The sequence below is a fragment of the Polaribacter sp. IC066 genome (assembly GCF_007997085.1).
GTDB lineage: Bacteria > Bacteroidota > Bacteroidia > Flavobacteriales > Flavobacteriaceae > Polaribacter.
The window spans coordinates 15,682-37,431 of the sequence record NZ_VORR01000020.1 but is presented as its reverse complement, the minus strand read 5'-3'; the positions used below and the strand labels follow the sequence as shown (position 1 = coordinate 37,431).

General features: G+C 33.0%; 16 protein-coding genes. 5 read left to right on the top strand and 11 right to left on the bottom strand.

Features of this window, described 5'->3' with window-relative positions; translation table 11 throughout:
• Positions 1 to 55: 55 nt before the first annotated feature.
• Complete coding sequence (locus ES044_RS08675) at positions 56 to 1,159, bottom strand: imelysin family protein (RefSeq protein ID WP_147119029.1); 1,104 nt, start codon at positions 1,157 to 1,159, stop codon at positions 56 to 58.
• 88 nt (positions 1,160 to 1,247) lie between these two features.
• The gene (locus tag ES044_RS08670; RefSeq protein ID WP_147187027.1) at positions 1,248 to 2,438 is read right to left on the bottom strand and encodes a DUF4856 domain-containing protein; all 1,191 of its coding nucleotides are present in this window, start codon (positions 2,436 to 2,438) and stop codon (positions 1,248 to 1,250) included.
• Positions 2,439 to 2,659: 221 nt separating this feature from the next.
• Here ES044_RS08670 and ES044_RS08665 point away from each other — a divergent pair, with 221 nt between their 5' ends.
• The 5 genes from ES044_RS08665 to ES044_RS08645 all read left to right on the top strand — a co-directional run bounded on the left by ES044_RS08665 (position 2,660) and on the right by ES044_RS08645 (position 9,920).
• Positions 2,660 to 3,394: a class I SAM-dependent methyltransferase gene (locus ES044_RS08665; RefSeq protein WP_147187025.1), complete on the top strand. Its 735-nt coding sequence runs from the start codon at positions 2,660 to 2,662 to the stop codon at positions 3,392 to 3,394.
• A gap of 180 nt (positions 3,395 to 3,574) precedes the next feature.
• A complete protein-coding gene (locus tag ES044_RS08660; protein ID WP_147187022.1) occupies positions 3,575 to 4,006 on the top strand; it encodes a hypothetical protein in 432 nt (143 codons plus the stop codon).
• A gap of 145 nt (positions 4,007 to 4,151) precedes the next feature.
• Positions 4,152 to 5,228, top strand: a complete 1,077-nt coding sequence (locus tag ES044_RS08655; protein ID WP_147187020.1) for an efflux RND transporter periplasmic adaptor subunit — start codon at positions 4,152 to 4,154, stop codon at positions 5,226 to 5,228.
• A 22-nt stretch (positions 5,229 to 5,250) separates the two neighbouring features.
• Entirely contained in the window at positions 5,251 to 8,484 is a 3,234-nt protein-coding gene (locus ES044_RS08650; protein ID WP_147119024.1) for an efflux RND transporter permease subunit, read from the top strand.
• Between the two features lie 2 nt (positions 8,485 to 8,486).
• Positions 8,487 to 9,920 (top strand): TolC family protein, encoded by a 1,434-nt coding sequence (locus ES044_RS08645; RefSeq protein ID WP_189663248.1) that lies wholly within the window; start codon positions 8,487 to 8,489, stop codon positions 9,918 to 9,920.
• Positions 9,921 to 10,178: 258 nt separating this feature from the next.
• Here the strand turns inward: ES044_RS08645 and ES044_RS08640 are convergent, their stop codons facing one another.
• The 9 genes from ES044_RS08640 to ES044_RS08595 form a co-directional block, all read right to left on the bottom strand.
• Positions 10,179 to 11,018, bottom strand: coding sequence for a mechanosensitive ion channel family protein (locus tag ES044_RS08640; RefSeq protein ID WP_147119022.1), 840 nt, complete (start codon positions 11,016 to 11,018; stop codon positions 10,179 to 10,181).
• A 91-nt stretch (positions 11,019 to 11,109) separates the two neighbouring features.
• A complete protein-coding gene (locus tag ES044_RS08635; protein WP_147119021.1) occupies positions 11,110 to 12,468 on the bottom strand; it encodes an NAD-dependent succinate-semialdehyde dehydrogenase in 1,359 nt (452 codons plus the stop codon).
• A gap of 710 nt (positions 12,469 to 13,178) precedes the next feature.
• Entirely contained in the window at positions 13,179 to 14,693 is a 1,515-nt protein-coding gene (locus ES044_RS08625) for a biotin carboxylase (RefSeq protein ID WP_147119019.1), read from the bottom strand.
• A 24-nt stretch (positions 14,694 to 14,717) separates the two neighbouring features.
• Positions 14,718 to 17,453 carry an aminotransferase class I/II-fold pyridoxal phosphate-dependent enzyme gene (locus ES044_RS08620; RefSeq protein WP_147119018.1) on the bottom strand — a complete coding sequence of 912 codons (2,736 nt, stop codon included), beginning with the start codon at positions 17,451 to 17,453 and terminating at the stop codon, positions 14,718 to 14,720.
• Between the two features lie 169 nt (positions 17,454 to 17,622).
• Positions 17,623 to 18,033, bottom strand: a complete 411-nt coding sequence (locus tag ES044_RS08615; protein ID WP_147119017.1) for a VOC family protein — start codon at positions 18,031 to 18,033, stop codon at positions 17,623 to 17,625.
• Positions 18,034 to 18,046: 13 nt separating this feature from the next.
• A complete protein-coding gene (locus tag ES044_RS08610) occupies positions 18,047 to 18,988 on the bottom strand; it encodes a carbon-nitrogen hydrolase family protein (protein WP_147119016.1) in 942 nt (313 codons plus the stop codon).
• A 342-nt stretch (positions 18,989 to 19,330) separates the two neighbouring features.
• Positions 19,331 to 19,576: a hypothetical protein gene (locus tag ES044_RS08605; protein ID WP_147119015.1), complete on the bottom strand. Its 246-nt coding sequence runs from the start codon at positions 19,574 to 19,576 to the stop codon at positions 19,331 to 19,333.
• A 3-nt stretch (positions 19,577 to 19,579) separates the two neighbouring features.
• Positions 19,580 to 19,861 (bottom strand): aminotransferase class III-fold pyridoxal phosphate-dependent enzyme, encoded by a 282-nt coding sequence (locus ES044_RS08600; RefSeq protein WP_147119014.1) that lies wholly within the window; start codon positions 19,859 to 19,861, stop codon positions 19,580 to 19,582.
• Positions 19,862 to 20,750: 889 nt separating this feature from the next.
• Positions 20,751 to 21,458, bottom strand: coding sequence for a Crp/Fnr family transcriptional regulator (locus ES044_RS08595; RefSeq protein ID WP_147119013.1), 708 nt, complete (start codon positions 21,456 to 21,458; stop codon positions 20,751 to 20,753).
• Positions 21,459 to 21,750 lie beyond the last annotated feature (292 nt).

Here is a 21,750-nt window from a genome sequence, read left to right as displayed (position 1 = left end):
TTCTAAATTTTAAGAATAACTTTCAGCTATTATTTTTAATTTTTAATTTAATGTTTTAATCGCCATCCGCATCAACATAATCTACGCTAATATTAAAGGCCTGTAACATGTCTACTTTTATCAAAACCACTGCTTTTTGTAACTCGTCATAAGCACGTGTCATTTGCACATTATCACTACCAATTTGATTGTAAAAGTTGGAATCCAATAAATTTACTTGTGCTTTTGCTGTGACAAATTGATCTGAAATTTTTGTTGCTAAATCCTGACGGTTTAAAGCAATTAAATACTGTTTAAAGCCAATTGCATTTGCTGTATTTCCGTTTTTAGATTTTCCTTCAAAAAAATCGATTACCCCATTCAAAGCTTCAATTGCTAATTCTTTTGAATTTTCTTTTTTGAAATACGCTTCTACTTTTTCTGGCAAAGCAGTTGCAGAAAAAACACCTGCAGGAATTCCAAATTTATTAGCTCTTAATCCTTTTTCGTAGTAAAAAATAAAATCATTTACCAATTTATTTGCACCACTTGTTGCAGTATTACTAGTTTTAGTTACAAACTCATTTCTATAAGAAGCCCAATCGGCAACCACTTGTTGCGTTAAAGAGCTCATTTGAGTTATAACGTCGGTCATATATTTCTTATAACCAGCAGCATTTTCATTACTAATATAGGCATCTAAAATTGCCACATCTGAGTCTGCAACACCATAAAGCAAATAATCTAAAGCAGGAAATCCTTGTGCATCGTGGTTATTTGGACTGTCTAAATCATAGCCCCCATTTGCAACATTGCCTTCAACATCGGAAACGGTTAATGGAAAAATATTCATATAAAAATTATAATTTAATTCTTCTGCTTTGCCAATATGATACATTTCTACATGTTGCCAGCTTTTATAAGCTGCAAACCAAGAAACCCTTACAGTTTCTAAATTTGTTTGATTTGGAGCTGCGACAAACGCTTCTCCATCCGTTTTTAAAACTGCCAACTTAACAGTGAACTCATCAAAAGCAGGAATAATAATATTGTCTGCAATGTTTGTTAACATTAGACCTCTATCAAAAGTGTCTGTTAACATTGGGTCGTTTTCTTCGGATGAAGTACATGCACTCATCACTACTGAAATTAAAAAAAGAAGGGATATTTTTTTGAACATATTATATTTATTTATTCTAAATAAAGATACAAAAGTAGTAAATAATCATCTTTATTCGTTCATATTTTACATTATTTTTTTTTATCAATTAACTTCCTGCTTGCTCTAAAGTAAAGTTAAATTTCGCAGTAATTGTATTAGACATTTCATCTAAAGTATCGGTAGAAATATCCCAAAAACCATCTCCTGACATTAAGGTGTTTATAAAACCATCTACCTCTGCTTTTGTAAAGTAAGGCTCAGATGAATTTGGTTGTCTTGTAAATTGTAAACTGTAGATAAAACCAAAACCTTCAGACAAATCATGAAAAGCAGTTCCTTTGTCATTAGCTAACGTAAGTTTAGCAACTTGTAAATAATAGACCGCTCTTATTCCAATAATTTCAGAAATTTTTTCTTTAATAATAGTAGCTTGTAAATCTCTTGTGCTATAATCTTTTGCTACAATTGCAGCTCTACCTATTGTAAAAGCATCATAAATGTCTGCAGCAATTCCTGCAAAATCTGCATCACCTTCTACTCTATTTAAATATTTATTTAAGTACTGATCTACATTTAAGACAGGGTTTGTAATATCTAATTCATTCCCATACATATACCCAAAAGCTTCGTCCCATTTATGCTCCATAGTAGTATAATTCTTTCCGCTTATCAAAACATCGTTATCATTGTCTGCGATATTGCTAGCAGCATCTAAAACAGCCGTACTTAAATAATTATTTAGTATTTGATCGGTCATTAAACCACCAATTAAACCTTTTACAATGGCTTGGTCATATTCTAAACCTTTTGCATTCACCCATCGAACTGGCCCACCACCAGCTTCTTGTAATTTACCTGCAACGCCTTTTGAAGCATCTTGATTCCAATAAGGAAAAACAATCTCTACCTGACCTACAATCCAAGAATCAAAATCTGCTTTTATTGCCGTTGCATCTGTAGTATTTGCTGCAAAAAAATCTATCGAATTAGCAACCTTACTTCTTACACTTTTTGATGAAGCATTTAAAGCCGCTTCAGAAAAATTACTTTCCCCTTCGGTATGCGCAAACTTGCCATTTAAAGAAGCTACTGTTTCAGTATCCGCCATTAATAACGCTTTTGCTAACTCATCACCCATTTTAATTCTAGTAGTTTGGCCACTAAAACTTACGGTAGATGCTCCGTCTCTCTCAAAACTATACGTAGTTGGCACTGTTGGTGTAACCGCTTCATTATCATTATTATCACATGATAATAAAACTGTTACCATTGCTAAAGACAAAATTACTTTCCTCATTTTTATTTAGATTAAATTTAAATAATATTTTATTTTTGTGCAAAGATACTTCTCAAATCAATATCAACAAAGTTTATTTAGAATAAATAAAAATAATAATTCTTAAAACTTGATAATCAGATATATAAACCCACAAATTTATTGAAAACTATAAGAATCACTTGAAAAATTTATTCTAATTTTATGATTTCAATACAAATACTCTTTGTATTTTTATGGCTATGAAAAAATATAATCTGTTTAAACTACTGTTTCTTCTACTATTTGCAGCTAGCTCTTGTAAATCTCAAAACAACAATACTTCTGATAAAAAAATATATAGTTTTAAAAAGGGTGATGATAATGGCATTGGAAAATGGTATTTAGATAGAGAAATTGCTTATGTAATGGGCTATGAAGGCATCAATTGGTTAGAAAGACCTAGCCGAGAAAAGGAAGAAAATACCTCTAAACTCATCAAAAACATGAATATTCAACCCACCGATATTATTGCTGATATAGGCGCAGGATCTGGATATCATGTTTTTAAGATGGCGCCTCTTGCCAACAAAGGAGCTGTGTATGCGGTAGATATTCAGCCAGAAATGTTACAAGCTATTTTATACAGCAAAGAATATCAAACTAATAAAAACATTGAACTTATTCAGGGTGATGAAAAAAACGTAAACCTTCCTGAAAATACTTTTGATAAAGTTTTAATGGTCGATGTGTATCACGAGTTTAATTTCCCCAAAGAAATGATTGCATCGATTAAAAAATCTCTAAAGAAAAACGGCAAAATATATTTGATTGAATATAGAATGGAAGATCCTTCAATCGCTATAAAAAAAATTCATAAAATGTCTGAAAAACAAGCTGTAAAAGAAATGAAAGCGGCAGGATTTAAGCTCGAAAAAAATATCGATAATTTACCAATTCAGCATTGCATGGTTTTTACAATGAATACAGAATCGTAAAGTCAAAAAAACACTTTTTTGTTGTAAAATTTAAAGAAATCAAAAAAAATAGGCTATTTATTTACAGTAACTATACTTTCTTGCATAAAAAATAGCTGTTTTCATAAATCTTAAAGTTTATCAAAACATAAAACCTTGTTCTCTTGCTAGAATGATTTTATTAAAATAATTTTGTTTGTCATGACAAAAAATATTTACAACAAGATCTTCTTACTTATAGCAATCTTTGCTAGTGTTGTAAATAGTTATGCAAACTCTTCTTTTCATGTTCACGAATTTTCTAACGGTCTTCATTCTCAAAAAACGATTAAAATAGATTGTCAGCTCAAAGAGTTTAACGATTCTACTTCTTTTTTCAAATCATTATTACCATCGAATAAAGATTTATTTTTTGCAGAAGAAATAAATATTGAGGATTTTGAAAAGCATGAAAAAAAAGTTTCTCTTCGTTTAAAAAAATCACTTTTTGGAGGCAACTCAAATGCAATTTTTTTCAAGACAGTATTTGAAAACTCTTATTTAAAAGTAAAAGAAAAATCAATATTCCAGAAGACTTTAACAGATAGTACACCTTTAAATTTATATAAAAAATTTGAAGTTTATATCATTTAATTAAAAGCATAAAACAGACTATTTATCTTCAGTCTGTTGTATTTCCCAAACGATTATCACGCTTAAAAACAGAAAGAAAATCAAAATTGATTTTCATTTCTGCAACCTATCATTTTAAAAAATTATTTATTTTAATAAAAAACCAATGAGAAAAATTTTCATAGGCTTGTTTATAGTTTCTATATATACAAGTTGCCAACACAAAGAAGAAGCAAAACATATTGCTGCGAAATACCTTATTACGAGTCCAATTCAAAAAGACACTTCCATTGTAAAAGAATATGTGAGTCAAATTCATTCTATAAGACACATCGAAATTAGAGCGATTGAAAAAGGATATTTAAAACAAATATCTGTTGATGAAGGTCAATACCTTAAAAAAGGACAAAAAATGTTCAATATCATGCCTAATATTTATAAAGCAGATTTTCAAAAAGCGAAGGCAGAAGAAAAAGTTACTGAAATTGAATATGAAAACACCAAATTATTGGCGGATGAACATATTGTTTCTCAAAACGAACTCGCCATGGCAAAAGCAAAATTAGACATTGCGAGCGCAGAAGTTTCATTAGCGCAAACCCATTTAGACTTTACAGATATTAGAGCCCCTTTTGATGGCATTATGGATCATCTTCATGTTAGAGAAGGAAGTTTATTAGAGGAAGGAGCGCTGCTAACAACGCTATCTGATAATAGTAAAATGTGGGTATACTTTAATGTTCCAGAAGCAGAATATTTAGAATATATCACCAGTACTAAAAAAGACAGCAAACAAGAAGTTGCTTTATTAATGGCGAACAACAAACCTTTTCATCAAAAAGGAATTGTAGAAACGATAGAAGGCGAATTTAATAGCCAAACAGGTAACATTGCTTTTAGAGCAACGTTTTCAAATCCTGATGGTATTTTAAGACACGGCGAAACGGGTACTATCATCATGAATACTCCTATTAAAAACGCCCTTATGATTCCGCAAAAAGCAACGTTTGAAATTTTAGATAAAAGATATGTGTATCTAGTTGATGAAAATAATACACTGAAGCAACAAGAAATTGAGGTTGGTGCAGAATTAGAAAACATCTTTATTATTAGCAAAGGTCTTTCTAAAAACGATAAATTTTTACTTGAAGGAATTCGAAAAGTAAAAAACAAAGAAAAGATACATAGTGAATTTGTAGCCCCAAATTCTGTTATTTCAAACTTGTCATTGTACGCAGAATAATAAGAATTTAAACTAGAAAAACATGTTTACCAAATTTATAAAAAGACCGGTTTTAGCCATTGTAATATCGATTATGATCGTTTTTACAGGGGTATTAGCCATCAAACAATTGCCCATTTCGCAATTTCCACAAATTGCACCAACCACCGTAAGTATCTTTATTGCCTATCCAGGATCTAGTGCAGATGTGTTGGTTAACTCAACGCTAATTCCGCTAGAAACCGCCATCAATGGTGTGGAAGGAATGCGTTATATTTCTTCGGATGCCACGAGTGCCGGTGAAGGAACTTTAAATATTGTTTTCGAACCAGGTACAGACCCAAATCAGGCCGTAGTACGCGTAAAAACTAGGGTAGATCAAGTGATGCCGTTGTTACCTGAACTTGTGCAAAGAGAAGGAGTCATCATTACGCCTATTCAGCCTAGTATGTTAATGTATGTGAATCTTTTTAGCACTGAAAAAAACAATGATGAAAAGTTTTTATACAACTATGCGTATACCAAAGTAATTCCAGAAATTCAGCGTATTAATGGTATTGCAAGTGCACAAATTTTAGGAAGCAGAAAATACGCCATGAGAGTTTGGCTAAAACCAGACCGAATGAGAGCGTATAACATTTCTGCAGAAGAAGTTTTAGAGGCCATGCAAGATCAAAGTATTTTGGCAAGACCTGGTAGATTAGGCAGAAGTTCTGGTAAAAAAGCGCAAGCTTTAGAATACGTGCTTACCTATGAAAACCGATACAACAAGCCAGAGCAATACAAAGAAATTATTATAAAAGCCAATAAAGAGGGGCAGTTTGTAAAATTATCTGACATTGCTGATGTTGAATTAGGAAGTGAATTTTTTGATATCTATTCAAATTTAGACGGAAAACCATCGGCATCCATCGTATTAAAACAAACTTTTGGCAGCAATGGTAGCGATGTGATTGATGCTGTAAAAAGTAAATTAGAAGCGTTAAAAATCGATTTACCACCCGGCATTGAATTTAAAATTAGTTACGATGTTTCTAACTTTTTAGATGCTTCTATAGAACAAGTACTTCATACCTTAAGAGATGCTTTTATTTTAGTGGCTATCGTGGTGTTTTTATTTTTAGGCGATTGGCGCTCTACCCTCATCCCTATTATTGCAGTTCCCGTATCGTTAATTGGCGCATTCTTTGTGATGCAATTGTTTGGTTTATCCATCAACCTCATCACTTTATTTGCATTAGTTTTGGCCATCGGTATTGTGGTTGATGATGCTATTGTGGTTGTTGAAGCCGTGCATCTTAAAATGGAAGAGGAAAATCTTACGCCCTACCAAGCCTCTGCTGCTGCGTTGAATGAAATTGGTGGTGCAATTATAGCAATTACGCTGGTCATGGTTTCTGTATTTATTCCTATTTCTTTCATGACAGGACCTGTAGGCGTTTTCTATCGACAATTTTCTATAACCATGGCAGGTGCCATTATAATTTCTGCAATTGTTGCTTTAACACTTACGCCTGTTTTGTGCGCTATGATGTTAAAAAATAACCATGGCAAACAAAAAAGAAAATCGCCAATCGATAAATTTATAGATTGGATTAACCGAGGCTTTGAAAAACTAACAGGTAACTATGTGAAAATTTTAAATAGAATTGTAGCAAGAAGAGTGCTAACCTTTGGTATTTTAATCGCTTTTTGCGTTGGTATTTATGTTACAAATGAAACATTACCTGCGGGCTTTATTCCTAACGAAGATCAAGGAATCATTTATGCAATTATACAAACGCCGCCCGGCGCAACTTTAGAAAGAACAAATGAAGTTTCTAAAGAACTGCAAAAAATATGCGGACAAATAGAAGGCGTAGCCTCTGTAACCTCATTGGCAGGTTATGAAATAATGACGGAAGGCAGAGGCTCTAATGCGGGTACTTGTTTAATCAACTTAACATCTTGGTCTGATCGTAAACATTCAGTCCACGAAATTATGGAAGAGCTAGAGGAGAAAACCAAAGATTTAGGCGCTATTATTGAGTATTTTGAGCCTCCTGCTGTGCCGGGTTTTGGTTCCTCTGGCGGATTTTCTATGCGTTTGTTAGACAAAACAAACGCAACAGATTATCACGAATTTGAAAGAATTAACAACGAATTCATGGATAAATTATCGAAACGTGAAGAAATAACAGGCTTGTTTACCTTTTACTCTGCAAATTATCCGCAGTACAAACTAAAGATAGACAATAAAAAAGCGATGCAAAAAGGAGTTAGTATCGGCAACGCTATGGAAAATCTAAACATTTTAATTGGTAGTACTTACGAGCAGGGTTTTATTCGTTTTGGTCGATTTTTTAAAGTGTATACGCAAGCTGCACCAGAATATAGAAGACTGCCAACAGATTTAGAAAAACTCTATGTTAAAAATGAAGAAGGTGAAATGGTGCCGTATTCTGCATTTATGTCGATTACAAAAGAGTTAGGTCCAAATGAAATAACTCGATACAATCTTTACAATTCTGCTGCAATACGAGGTTTACCAGCAAAAGGGTTTACAAGTGGCGATGCTATTGATGCTATTAAAGAAGTAGCTGCAAAAGAATTACCAAAAGGATATGATATTGCTTGGGAAGGATTGACCTATGACGAAGCACAAAGAGGCAACGAATCCCTCTATATTTTTATTATCGTAATTATCTTTGTTTACTTTGTATTGGCGGCTCAATACGAAAGTTTTCTACTTCCTTTTGCTGTTATTTTATCGCTACCTATCGGGATATTTGGATCTTTTATTTTACTAAAATATATGGGGTTGGCCAATGATGTGTATGCACAAATAGGCATCATTATGTTGATCGGTTTGCTTGGCAAAAACGGTGTATTAATCGTAGAATTTGCAGTTCAAAAACGTACACAAGGAGCTACTATTTTAGAAGCAGCAATACTAGGAGCTAAAGCAAGATTTCGACCAATTTTAATGACCTCTTTTGCATTTATAGCAGGATTGATTCCTTTAATTGTTGCCACGGGCGCAGGCGCTATTGGTAATAGAACTATTGGAGGCTCTGCACTTGGCGGAATGCTAATTGGTACTCTTTTTGGGGTATTAATTATACCCGGTTTGTATTATATTTTTGCAACGATGGCAGATGGAAAAAGTTTAATTAAAGACGAAGCTAGTCAGCCTTTATCAGAAGAAATAATGCATTCTATTCAATATGAAAGTAAAATAAAACTGAAACTTAAAGAACTCAAAGTTTTATTAAAAAAGGTAACCAAAAAGAAATAATGATGAATACTATAAAAACCAAGATTTTAGTCTTTGTTAGTATGTGCATACTTTTGATTTTGAATTCTTGCGCACCGACAAAAGAGATTCGAAAAGAAAATAAAAAAGCTCCAGAAACCTATGCAGATAAAAGCCTAGATTCATTAAATACCGTAACGACAAAATGGAGAACATTTTTTTCTGATACAAATCTCATCTCTTTAATTGACACTGCTTTGGTGAACAATCAAGAGCTAAACATGATGCTTCAAAAAGTAGCTATGTTTAAAAACACCATTCAAGCTAAAAAAGGAGCATATCTTCCTTTTGTGAATGCAACCGGTGGTGTCGAAATAGGAAAAGTAGGTAAGTATACGAGAAATGGCGCAGTTGAAGAAAATTTATCGATAGATGGAGAGAAATTCCCTGATCCTCTTACCAACTATTCCATAGGTCTTTCGGCTTCTTGGGAGTTAGACATTTGGAAAAAGTTACGCAATGAGAAAAAAGTAGCTGTTTATGAATATCTTTCTTCTGTAGAGGGTAAAAACTTTATGATTACAAATTTAGTTGCAGAAATTGCCGACACCTATTACGAGTTAATGGCGTTAGATAATCAATTAGAGATTGTACAACAAAATTTAAAAATTCAGCAAAATGCTTTAAAAATTGTAAAAGTTCAAAAAGAAGCTGCTAAAACTACAGAATTAGCGGTTAGAAGATTTACTGCGGAAGTGCTTAAAACCAGCAGTGAAAAATTTGAGATTGAGCAAAAGATAGTAGTTACCGAAAATAAAATTAACTTTTTAATCGGTAAATCTCCGCAACTGGTACCTAGAAAGTCTAACGATTTTTTAGCAATAGATATCGACACTATCTATACGGGGCTTCCTGCACAATTATTACAAAACAGGACAGATATCAAAAAAGCTGAATTTGAATTAGAAGCTTCTAAATTGAATACAAAAATCGCAAGAGCTAATTTTTATCCCTCTTTAGGCATTACTGCGGGTGTTGGTTTAGAATCTTTTAAAACAGTATTTCTTACAAAAACGCCTGAATCTCTGGCCTACTCTTTTGCAGGCGATTTTATAGGGCCTCTAATCAACAGAAATGCGATAAAAGCCACCTACAAAAATGCAAATAAACGACAATTACAAGCTGTTTTTGAATATGAAAAAACAATCTTAAATGCTTATTTTGAAGTAGCTAACGAGCTTTCTAATATTAAAAATTTGAAAGAAATTTACACTTTAAAGCAGCGCCAAGTAAAAGCACTTACAGAATCTATAGAAATTTCTGCACGTTTATTTACATCGGCTAGAGCAAATTATTTGGAGGTTTTACTCACCCAAAGAGAAGCGCTAGAGGCAAAAATAGCTTTGATAGAAACCAAAAAAGAACAATTGATGGCAAACATTCATATCTACACCTCTTTAGGTGGTGGTTGGAATTAGCAAAAAATTAAAAACTTCTATCATAAAAAAACCACTTTTAACGAAGTGGTTTTTTTTTATCAAATTTAGACAACTAATAATATCTACCTAGTGCTCAACTTTTTTAAAGTTAAACCTGATGCTATTTTTTACAATTATTTTGATGCTGATAATTACTTGAAACTAAATCACAGAATTTTATAAAAACCTAATGTAAAGAATCTTCTAAAAATTACTTTTTATGATCATTAGAATAAGCTCCAACTTCTAAACATATTTTTAAACGTCCATTCTAGATTTTACATGCAGATCCATTTGAGGGAAAGGTATGATGATGTTATTTTCGATAAATTTTTTACAAATAATTCTTCTAATATCGCTTTTTGCTTTCCCTATTCTAAAAATATTTTTACTAAAAAACAACAGTTCGAAATCCATAGACGAATTTCCAAAATTTATCAATCTTCCTTCTACTAACTCTCTATTGGTAACCTCTGGATGCTCAAAAGCGCTTTCTTCTAATATTTTGATTACACGGTCAACATCACTTCCGTAAGCCACACCAACCTGAATTTTAAAACGCGTTTTATCGGACTGATGACTCCAATTGATTACTTTGCTTGTTGTGATTAATGAATTCGGAATGATGATAGAAATATCGTCTCTATTTAAAGCTTTAGAGGTTCGCAAACCGATGCTTTGAATTTTTACTACATCACCATCTATTTCTAAAACATCATCAATTTTAATAGACCGTTCTGAAAGTAAAATAATCCCCGATATAATATCATTAAACGTTTGTTGTAAACCCAAACCAACACCCACTAATAAGGCCGCAGAACCGGCTAATAGTAAAGTAACTTTTATCCCTATCGCCTCGAGTAAAAATCCGGTAGAAATAACCCAAATAACATATTTTATAATTTGGTACAAGGCGTACGTGCTACCTGTATCCATTTTACCAAATTTATGTTTTTGAAGTAAGGCTTTCTTTATAAACCAAAGCGCAAATCTAGTGATCACTAAAATCATAAAAATAGCGACCAAATCAGATGCTCTAATCGTATAATTATTTATGCTAAAAATTTCAAATTCTAAAATATGTTTTAAAGTTTCCATAAATTTTTAAAAGGTGTAAAATAGACGCTTTTTAATTGAAAAGAGTTCGCCGAGTCACTGCAACAAAGATAGTTTGTTTCAAAAAAACTATTTATTTTTTTACATAAATTGTTTTTCTATTTACAAACTCAAAAATACCATCTTTAGCCAATTCTCGTCCATAACCAGATCTCTTGGTGCCGCCAAAAGGCAATCTAGGATCTGATTTCACTAATTCATTAATAAAATAAGCGCCATCGCTCACTTTATCTGCAAACGCAATTGCCTTTTCTATATTTTTTGTGCACACCGTAACACCTAGTCCATATTTAGATTGCTCTGAAAGCGTAAAGGCGTGAGCTATATCTTTTGCTTTTATCATGGCTGCTAAAGGTCCGAAAGTTTCTTCATCAAAAGCGGGCATTCCTGGCGTTACATCACCAAGAACCGTTGGCTCATGATAGCACTCTTTTTGAGTGCCGCCAAGTACTAATTTAGCACCTAGTTTTACAGATTCTTTCACTTGTCTATTTAATTGATCTGCTAAATCTTTGCGCGCTAACGGTCCTACTTTTGTTTTTTCTTCTATAGGATCGCCTGATTTTAGATCAACTACAGCTTTTATAAATTTTGCAACAAATTCATCATAAATTGGCTCCATTAAAATAAAGCGTTTCGCGGCAATGCAACTTTGGCCGCAATTTAACATACGCGCAGTGAGCGCTATTTGAACACTTTGATCAATATCAGCATCTTCCCAAACAATAAAAGCGTTATTCCCGCCAAGTTCTAGTACTGTCTTTTTTATATGACGACCTGCTATTTCAGCAACGGCCGAGCCTGCTTTTTCACTTCCGGTTAAGGTTACGGCTTGCACAGCATTGTGCGCGATTATCTTCTCTGTCTGCTCATGATGAATAATTAAGTTTTGAAAAACACCTTCAGGTACTCCTGCTTTTGTAAATACCTCTTCAATTAATGTAGCACAACCAAATACATTTGGCGCATGTTTTAACAAGCCCGTATTGCCTGCGATTAAAGTTGGTGCGGCATATCTAAACACTTGCCAAAAAGGAAAGTTCCAAGGCATAATTGCGAAAACAGCTCCTATAGGTTCATTTTTTACAAAACTTTGTACTGCATCTGTGGCAATGACTTCATCTGCTAAAAAAGTTTCTCCATTATCAGCATAATAATCGCAAACCGAAGCACATTTATTTACTTCATTCCTAGATTCCGAAATGGGTTTCCCCATTTCTAAAGTAATCATTTTGGCATATTCTTCAACATTATCTCGCAACACCTGCCCTGCTTTTTTAATCAGCAGACAACGTTCTACAATGGGTACTTTTTTCCATGATTGAAAAGCAGTTTCACTTTTATTTAATTTTTCATCCAACTCATCTTCCGTCAGTGAAATAAATTGACCAACTTGCTGGTCGTTGTAAGGATTTATACTTTTAAATTCCATAGTTGTTATAATTATCCGTCTAAAAATGCTATTGATTAATGATTTTTTGTCCTTTTAGTTTTTGAAACGAGTTACAAGAACTAAAAATTGTAAATATATTAGAATTACTTTCTGATAAAAAACTAGATTCTATAAAGTTCCAGATAATATACCCAGCTAAAGGATAACTGTTTAAATTTATCTGATAAACAAATAACCGGTGCATCATCTTATTGCCTTTCCATTCCATCATTTTCTAATATCCGCACTAAAAAAGATGATGTTGACATTCTTAAATTATAAATTGTCCCTTTATTGAAAGCCTTCACCTGAATTTTGAGGCGAATAGTATCTGGAGGCGATTTTTTTTTTAAAAAAGGCTAATATAACATACACGCAACATTCAATAATTCTTCATAAAGCTTGATAACAGAATACGCTTGCCAATACCGATTTTCTTTAAGTTATTCGGAAGGCTCTTATTTCTGCTCCTTGTTTAATTAATTTCCAAAATTAAATTATAAAATGTTCATTGTGGCATCGTCAAATTCGAAATCTGATAATGCCAAACAACCTATTTCTTTTCGTTTCTCTTTTGGATTAGATGCTGCAGCCTCATCTTAAACATAATTAAACAAACTTAAAAAGGCTTCATGAGTCTATGCGTTTGGCATCTCATGAAGCTCCTTAAATTCTACTAATTCAACTATGTGCTTAAAATACTAATTGTATTATTTAGTTAAACTACCTGATAATAAAACTTGTTCTTTATGGTCTTCTACTATTTCAGATGCGTACTTGCCTCGTATCGCTTTTATCCATTGTTTAGCACGCTCATTTAACTCAAAATCATCCGACATCATTCTACCTCTAGACACTAAAATACCAATATCAGCACCTTCATACAAATAATCACCTTTTTTAGAAATATGCAAAAAGAAGGCTTCATTTTCGGTTTCAACCGCTCTTCTATGTGTGTCTAATCGATCAAATTGAATATGACCGTTATCGAACATTTTATAAATTCCAGATTTTGGTGCTTCAGAAATATACTCAACAGTTTCTTCTGTATGCTTGATTATTAATTGGCTCCAACTATCAATATTTGCTTGTTTTGCCCAACGATTATTAATCGCTTTCACATCTAATTTATAGTCAACATTCATCCACTCCATAATATGGAAAATAAAAAGAGGCGCATCAGCCAATGCAAAAACGGCATGATTAGTAATTGAACTTGCACCCGTTACTCTTGGATTTAATTCGCCTAAATAAATTTCGCCATTATCTTGATCAATTAAAAAATCTAATTCAAAATAACCTTTATACCCCTCTTCTCTTAATTGATTTCCAAATAATTGTGTGTAATTTGCTGCTTTTTCTCTTAATTCTGGACTAAATGCGTCTGGATAAATTTCATTTCCGCACCAGCCACCTTTATAAGGAGTCATTTCTTTAAAACCAACTAATTCTGTCATCAAAGGCGCCACAATAGTTCCATGACGCGTAACACAAGCTTCAATAGCAGACCCTCTGCAATTGATGCGTTTCATGATCTTAACTTCTTTCTCTTTTACAATCTCTTTCTCATACTTTTTGAATTCCTTTTCGTTAGAGATAAAAAAAGTAGTGTGACCAGAATCACCAAATGGTGTTTGTATAACAAGGTCTGTTCCTAATGCTTTTGATACTTTATTAAGGTGTTTAAAATCTATAACTTGAGAGAGAACATAAGGAACACAAGGAACCCCAGCCTTTTCTGCAATGCGATTGGTATTGACCTTATTATCCATAAAAGTTCGCATTTTTGCACTTGGAAACATGATTTCTAATCCTAATTTTTTAGCGAGTTTCTCGGTCTGTTCATCAAACATCAAAAACATTGCCTTACCAACATTTTTACCTTTAGCTCTAGTTTTTAAATAATTTTGAACCTCTGGGTGCTGAAGTAAATAATTGTTAATATCCTCGATACATGTAAACTCATCATGAGGAATTTCTTCATTTGGAGAAAAAACATTGGGATGTAAACCATCAAAACATTCAATATGACAAATAAATTTAAACCCTTTAATCCATTCGTCTGCGCCTAACATATTAAAATTGGTAGCACTAATAAAATATAATGGAACTTCATTCTTATAAAAAAAACGTCTAATATCCGGAACGCCATCAAGTACATCGATACTGTTGTCTTTTTTTGTTACTGCTACTTTTTTAGTTTGTATTGTTTTCTTTGTAATCATACTATTTGTTTTATTTTTAGTTAATTATTTTTCACTATTCATTCCGCCCAAAGACGTTGTTGTTTTGTGTCTATCCAATACACTTTCAGTAAAGATTCTTAATCCTAAATCTGCACGGTAACCATGAATTTCACTCACATCTAAAGCGTTCATAAAATTGATAATTTCTTCACTCACTACCTGACCAGGAACCAGCACTGGGAAACCCGGTGGGTAAGGAATTACAAAAGTGGAAGCGACCAAAACTTTACCTTTTTTAAGAGCACCTAAACATTCATTTAAAGGAATATACTCATAGTTTTTTTCTTTATAGGCTAAAAAATAGGCAGCGCGCAAATCACCTCCTGGTACTCCAGGAACTGCCTGAAATGAATGGTGAAAAAAGCTAAAATCTGGCAAAGGAGGTACTTCTTTTGTTAAGGAATAAATTCGCTTTTGACGGATTTCCATTTCTTTATTGTTCAATGATTTAAATTCTTCATCTAATTCATCTGCTATTTTTAACAAAGCATTTGTTAAATAGGTAATACTTCCTCTTGTTGTGCCAATGTTGGTCAAAAACAATACGGTATTTCTTGATGTTTTATTGATTTGGATATTAAATTTATCCATCAAGTATTTATTCTTAAACGTATCGCCATCAATACCTGTTTTACCTATATGTAAAGTTATCTTTGTAGGATCGAGCACAAACTCATCCTGTTCCCAAGCATCATCCATAAGATTCCAACCTTCGTTTTTAGAGTAATATTCTTTCAATCCTGTTTGACGGTATTGATTCGGAATAAAATCTTTTACGGTTAAAATATCAAAGTATTTACTTAATTGCGGATTATCGTTTATTTTAGCACGCAACACCATGGCCATTTCAATACTTTTTTCCACGAGTTCAAAACCCTCTAATTGAACTTGGCGTCTTCCTGCATCTAAAGAAGCTAACATTTGATAATTGGGTGATGTGGACGTATGTGTCATATAAGCTTCCAGAAACGTGTTTTCACTTTTTCTACGAAAATCTTGATCCCAAATATGAATCATAGAACCTTGTCTAAAACTGCTCAATGTTTTATGAGTACTTTGTGTTGAATAAACCCGAATACGAACTTTATCAGGATTTGGCATTAGTGAAATCTCTCCCTCCTTTAATCCTTTGTTATATTCAGTATATTTCTTTTTGTATGCAATGCTTTTGTATTTATTATAAAGTTTTTCAGCGACATACATACCTGTTCGCTGCTTGTAATTATTTGCAAATCTTGCAAAAGCAAACCATGCTTCATCCCACAAAAAAATCATGTCGGGCTTTATGGCTAAAACTTCTTCCATAACGCGTTCTACGTTATAAACCATGCCGTCAAAAGTACAATTGGTAAGCAACAACGTCTTTACTTTATCTAACCTTCCTGCTTTTTTTAATTCCAATAATCTGCCTTTTATTTGTTCTAAAGGCACCGCACCATAAATAGAATATTTTTCTATTGGATACGAATCTAAATATACAGGATATGCACCCACCAAAACCAATCCGTAATGATGTGACTTATGACAATCTCTATCGATAAGCACCACATTTCCCGGCTCTACTAATGCCTGCATCACTATTTTATTTGCCGTTGATGTTCCATTAGTTACAAAATAAGTATGTTGAGATCCATAGGCATCTCTTGCCATTTCTTGTGCTTTTTTAAGCGGACCAGTTGGTTGTAATAAGGAGTCTAATCCTCCTGTTGTAGCTGAAGTTTCGGCCAAAAACATATTTCTTCCATAAAAATCTCCAAAGTCATTAATCCAACGCGATTTAAAAACCGAATTACCTCTCGCTATTGGCATCGCATGAAAAACACCCGTTGGTTTTTTACTATACTCTACTAAAGCTGAAAAAAACGGAGTTTCAAAGCGTTCATCAATACCGAGTAAAATGGTTAGATGTAATTCTTGTATATCTTCTGTTTGATAAAAAATACGCCTAAAACATTTAAGAGTACTATCTTTTAAATGCCCTAGTGAAGTATCTGTAACATAGTACGCGTCTAATTCTGGTCTTAATTGATGGATTAATTCCCCTATTAATGGACCAAGATCTGTTTCAGATTTTGAAGAATAATCAAGTTTTGTAATAGTTTGAATGTATGGTTTTATAAGAGGCGAGATTACTTTTGATCGATATGTTGGCGCATATCTTACAATTACGGCTTGTATATTGTGATTAAAGTGCAATGCAATCATCGCATCCTGAAAAGACCGCTGCACAGTTACTCCATAGGTAAATTTGTCATTTGGTGTCCGTAATGACATCAAACGCTGTTTTAGAATTAACTCTTCTTTTTCAGAAATATCATCAACAAATAACACTTCAAAATGGTTTTTACGAACACTGTTTTGTTGCTGGTGATCTTCAACAGATGCCATGGTATGCTCATCGTAATCAATATAATCCGGATTACTTCGATAGCTATCACCCACCAAATCTTTGGTTGTTTCAGCTATTAAATTAGATAATGAAGTATGCTCATGATCAGAAAGTGCCTGTTCTAATTTTAACATTCGTCCTATTCCAGGTGAAGCAAAATAACATTCAACTCCTTTTAAGTCTTTAATTAAATTTTTTACTACTTCCTTATGAGTTTTTTCATTTTCTGAACCATGGTTGCAACGTGACAACTCTGAACTTTCAATTTTCAATTTATTCCAGTAGTCTATCCGCAACTGACCAATATTGTAGTATGGCGAACTTTTTGATTTATTTTGTATTTTTATCATTGCTATTTTATGAGTTGTTTTTAGGAAATTTAGCACTAAAAAAAGGACTTATGTCACCTGATTAATCATCCAAATTTATGAGCATATTAGTAGATAACGTCTACTTTTTAGACATCTAAAAAAAAGAGTAACTACGTATAAATTTTCTTATTATTTAATGTTATCGCATTTAGTTTTTAGAATGTAAAGCCAATTTATTTCCTTGAGAATCAATAAAAACAGCAAAGTAACCTGACTCTATAGAAATTAAACTTTTTGGCATTATAATGCGACCACCAGCGGGTTCTACTTTATCAAGCACCACACTTAAGTTATCACCCGCATTCAAATAAATCAAGGAACCAGAATCACTAGGCACATAACCTGAACCCGACACAACGGCTCCCCCTATTCCTGTTGTCATAGGAAAATAGGCCATTGCATTAGACGCTGTAACATGCTGTTGCATGGTAATTCCAAAAATATATTGATAAAATTCGACGGCTTCTTTAAAATCCATGGCTGGTATCTCAAACCAACTTATATAATTTTCTGTTTTTTCTGTTTTTTTTATTCTTTTACCTGGTCGTACATCACCCATTTGTTTTTGTTTTTTATAAGATTGAATCTCCTTTGTATTGTGTTGGAGCAATTTGCTTTTCTAAAGTAGTTTCTTTTATTTTTAATTTTGTCAACGTATCCAAACGTGTTGGTTTTATTAACGAACCTAAAGAATCGAGGTATGGAGTTGGTATACCCGGTTGATAAATAGCAAATTGACTCGTATGAATATGATCCCGAAAGCTTTTAAGAGGTTGTCCTAATCGTAAAATACCCAATTCGCGACTTCTTTTTACGCGTTCTATATTTAACTCTAACGGAATAATTTCTTCAGTGCCTTCGGATTGATGAAGTACACGACCATCTGGCCCACAAACGATAGATCTTCCGCAACCTCCCGTATCTAATCCGTTTACATCAAAGAAATAACATTGATTTACAGAGGCCATTGCTCTTACAATAGACAATTCTATATCACGATCAATAGTACCAGACATTGTTGGATGCATAATAACCTCGGCTCCCATGGTTGTTAAAGTTCTAATGGTTTCTGGAAACCACATATCATAGCAGATAGAAACACCAAATCTTGCTACATTAGGCACATCGAACACACAATAATCTTGTCCTGGTGTTACTCCTGTTTCGTAAGGATAAAAAGGAAACATTTTACGATATCTTGTAACAATTTTACCTTTTGGATTAATTACCGATGCGGTATTATAAATTTTACCTTCGCTTTTCTCGAAGATAGAACCTGGTAGTAACCATATTCCGTATTGTTTAGCTTTCGCCTGCATTTCTGCTTCAAAATTATTTGGAATTGGCTGTGCAGTGTGCGTTAAAGGTCCGTAGGCACAAAGTTCACTAAACATAATCATCTGTATCCATGGATATAAATTCATCGTTATATCAATTTTTAACTTCATCATTTCAACGTTTGAAGCGACGGCTGATACTTTCATTTGTATTCCTGCAATTGCGAATGGTTTCATAAATTTATTATTGCTTTTTTAATTTTGGTTTCCAATATGGATAACCCTTTTGTTAATTGTTGTTCTTTAATTACTTTAGGTGATAAAATTCGTAGGGCATTTTTATAGGTTCCTACAATCAGAATACCAACCATTTTCGGAGCGTTATTTTACTATTTGAGGACAGGTCTCAAAATTGGATTGTCTAGGGTCTCTGTTTATAACAAATTCTATAACAATCATTGCCCCCGATACTTCTTACGTAGACAATTTCTGAATGTTGTTTCATTAAATTTTGTAATCGCGATATAATAACAGGTGTTTTTAAGTTATGAGGTGAAAACCACCTTCACCTTGAAAGGGTTACATCATAAAAGCAGCAATACTCTTTACAGCTGCTAAATTTAGTTCGCTTTTATGGAGTCTCTTTAATTCATCATCTACAAATTTGTCCATATCACGTTCTCCTCGACACCTATAAAAATTAGAGAAAGAAAGACAATATACTTCTGTTGTAAAAAGGCCGCAATCAGATGTATAACATTCTCTACTAGTGAACGAAATCACTATCATAGACCGCTCATGATGAGCACCCGTATAGCAAGGCATTGCTTATCTTTTAATAGCTTGCTTTCCTATTTTAAGAGCATTTTCTATAATTTCTGCCCCTGCACTTATCAGCATTATATTCGTTTTTTTACCAGGTTTCAGCATTTCAGCAAGTTCCTCATACAAAGGGATACAAGATTCAGAAGTAACCACATTAAAACGCGTATGTAAATATTCTCCTGCTTGCTCTATAATCGCTTCAACCACTTGTTTTATAAGATGTACTTCATCTACAATACTTATACCTCTGGCAAAATCGATCAATTCTCTGCCGTCAAGACCCATACTAGTAATCTCTTGTACCTTTTCTTAAAAAGTTCCAGTATTAAATACCCGCACTTTGTTGGTCACGAAATTTTGTCTCCTTTCAAAAAATTATTGAGCTTTCGTTTTTGCGTGAATCAATTTAAAAATTTCTTTTTTTTGAAATATTTATGCATAGGTAGCGGGTAGCCTAAAGAAACTTATTTTAACCCATTACATTGATACTAAACAAGAAGGGTACGTTGTTTTATCTAGAATGCAACCGGACCAATAAATTTGGCGGAAAGATTAAAAAGTAATTTAAATTTACTTCATAAAATACTCCGGTCAAAATTTTGACCATCACGTGTTTTTTGAAGTCTATCGAAACCCTGTTTTTCTCCAAAAATATGCTGCAAATGTTTCGAAATTTTATCAAAAGGCATTAAAAGAGCAGTCTTTTACTATTATCCTTGGCTATTAAACAATGTACTATATTTCTGCTTATTTCATGTAACATTTACATGCCATTAAGAAGAGTCCATTTGTTTCCATAATACATCAGTAGCCTTTGAAAACTTTAAAACAAATAAATTAAGAACTAATAAATTTATATCGTTTTTATTTTTTCTGAACAACCGCTGTAAGGATACTATCATAGATAATTTTAACAATTTTAGAAGTTAATACTCAATATAAAGCTACCTTATCTAATGGTTTTAACTTCTAGAAGTTAAATATTTATAGGAGAAATGGTTATTTAGCTTTTTTAGGGTGCTATAGGGTGCTAGTCGGCTTGACTTTGTGGTTGTTGTAAAGGTACACAAATAAGAATGTCGAAACCGCTACTTAAGTAGCACTCGCCATAATTATATGATAATATAGGAAGAAATAGTTAAGATAACTATTAAAGAATTCTCGCTAAATACAATTAAGGAATGTACTTTTCTTCTGCAATTGAGAATAGAACCTCTAAATTCTTAACATTAATTTTTTTGCGACTTACAGAGATTGCTCCGCAACGTTTCAACTCTTGAATGTGGCGACTCACAACAGCTCTAGTAGTGCCAATAAGCCCAGCAATTTCATCATTGGGCAAGTTGTTTATTAATTCTAGTTTACGAGTTTCTCCGTTAATGTTTTTAAGAAGCAAAGAAGCTAGGCGCACTAAAGTGCTATGCAAAGTAACATCTGTTGCAACGTCCATAAGCTGTCTCATACGCTCTCCTAAATAGTAAAGAATAGCCTTATGACTTATTGGATATTCATTAATCCATAACCTCATTTGAGGCACTGAAATTTTTAAAACTTTCAAGACATCCAAGGCCTCCCAATATACATCATGCGGTTCGGCATCTAGCAACGACAAAACATCAAAAACGTCACCAGTAGATAATACAAATACAGTATGTTCTCTGCCACTGCCGGGATTAGACTTAAACACTTTGAGTCTTCCCGAAACAATAAAATAAAAGGTAGCACTTACTTCCGCGCTACTTTTAAAGTTTTTCGCGTTCCAACGCTCTTCCTGCATATAACTTAAAAGGAGTTTTAGTGATTCTGGAGTAGAATCTTTTAAAAAAGGAGAACGTATTAAAGCTTTTAAATATCTATTGTAGTGAATATTTTCGGTAGTCATCAATTTGAATTAAATATAAAATTAGTGAAATTTCACTAAATAAAATAGAATAATTAGATATTTAAAAATATTGTTGTCCGTTAAAAAAACAATAGCTCTTTGCTTTTAGAACCAACATGCCTAAAGGCAATCAGGGAGGCAGAGCCAGATTTTAATTAACTTAAAATCAGACAAAAGCCAAGGATAAATTTTTTATTTTAAAAACAATTACGAATACAAGGTGTCATTTTACAAAACAAGTGAAATCGCTTTATGTTAAAGCGCTTGTTATCCGACACTATTTTTAGTTTGA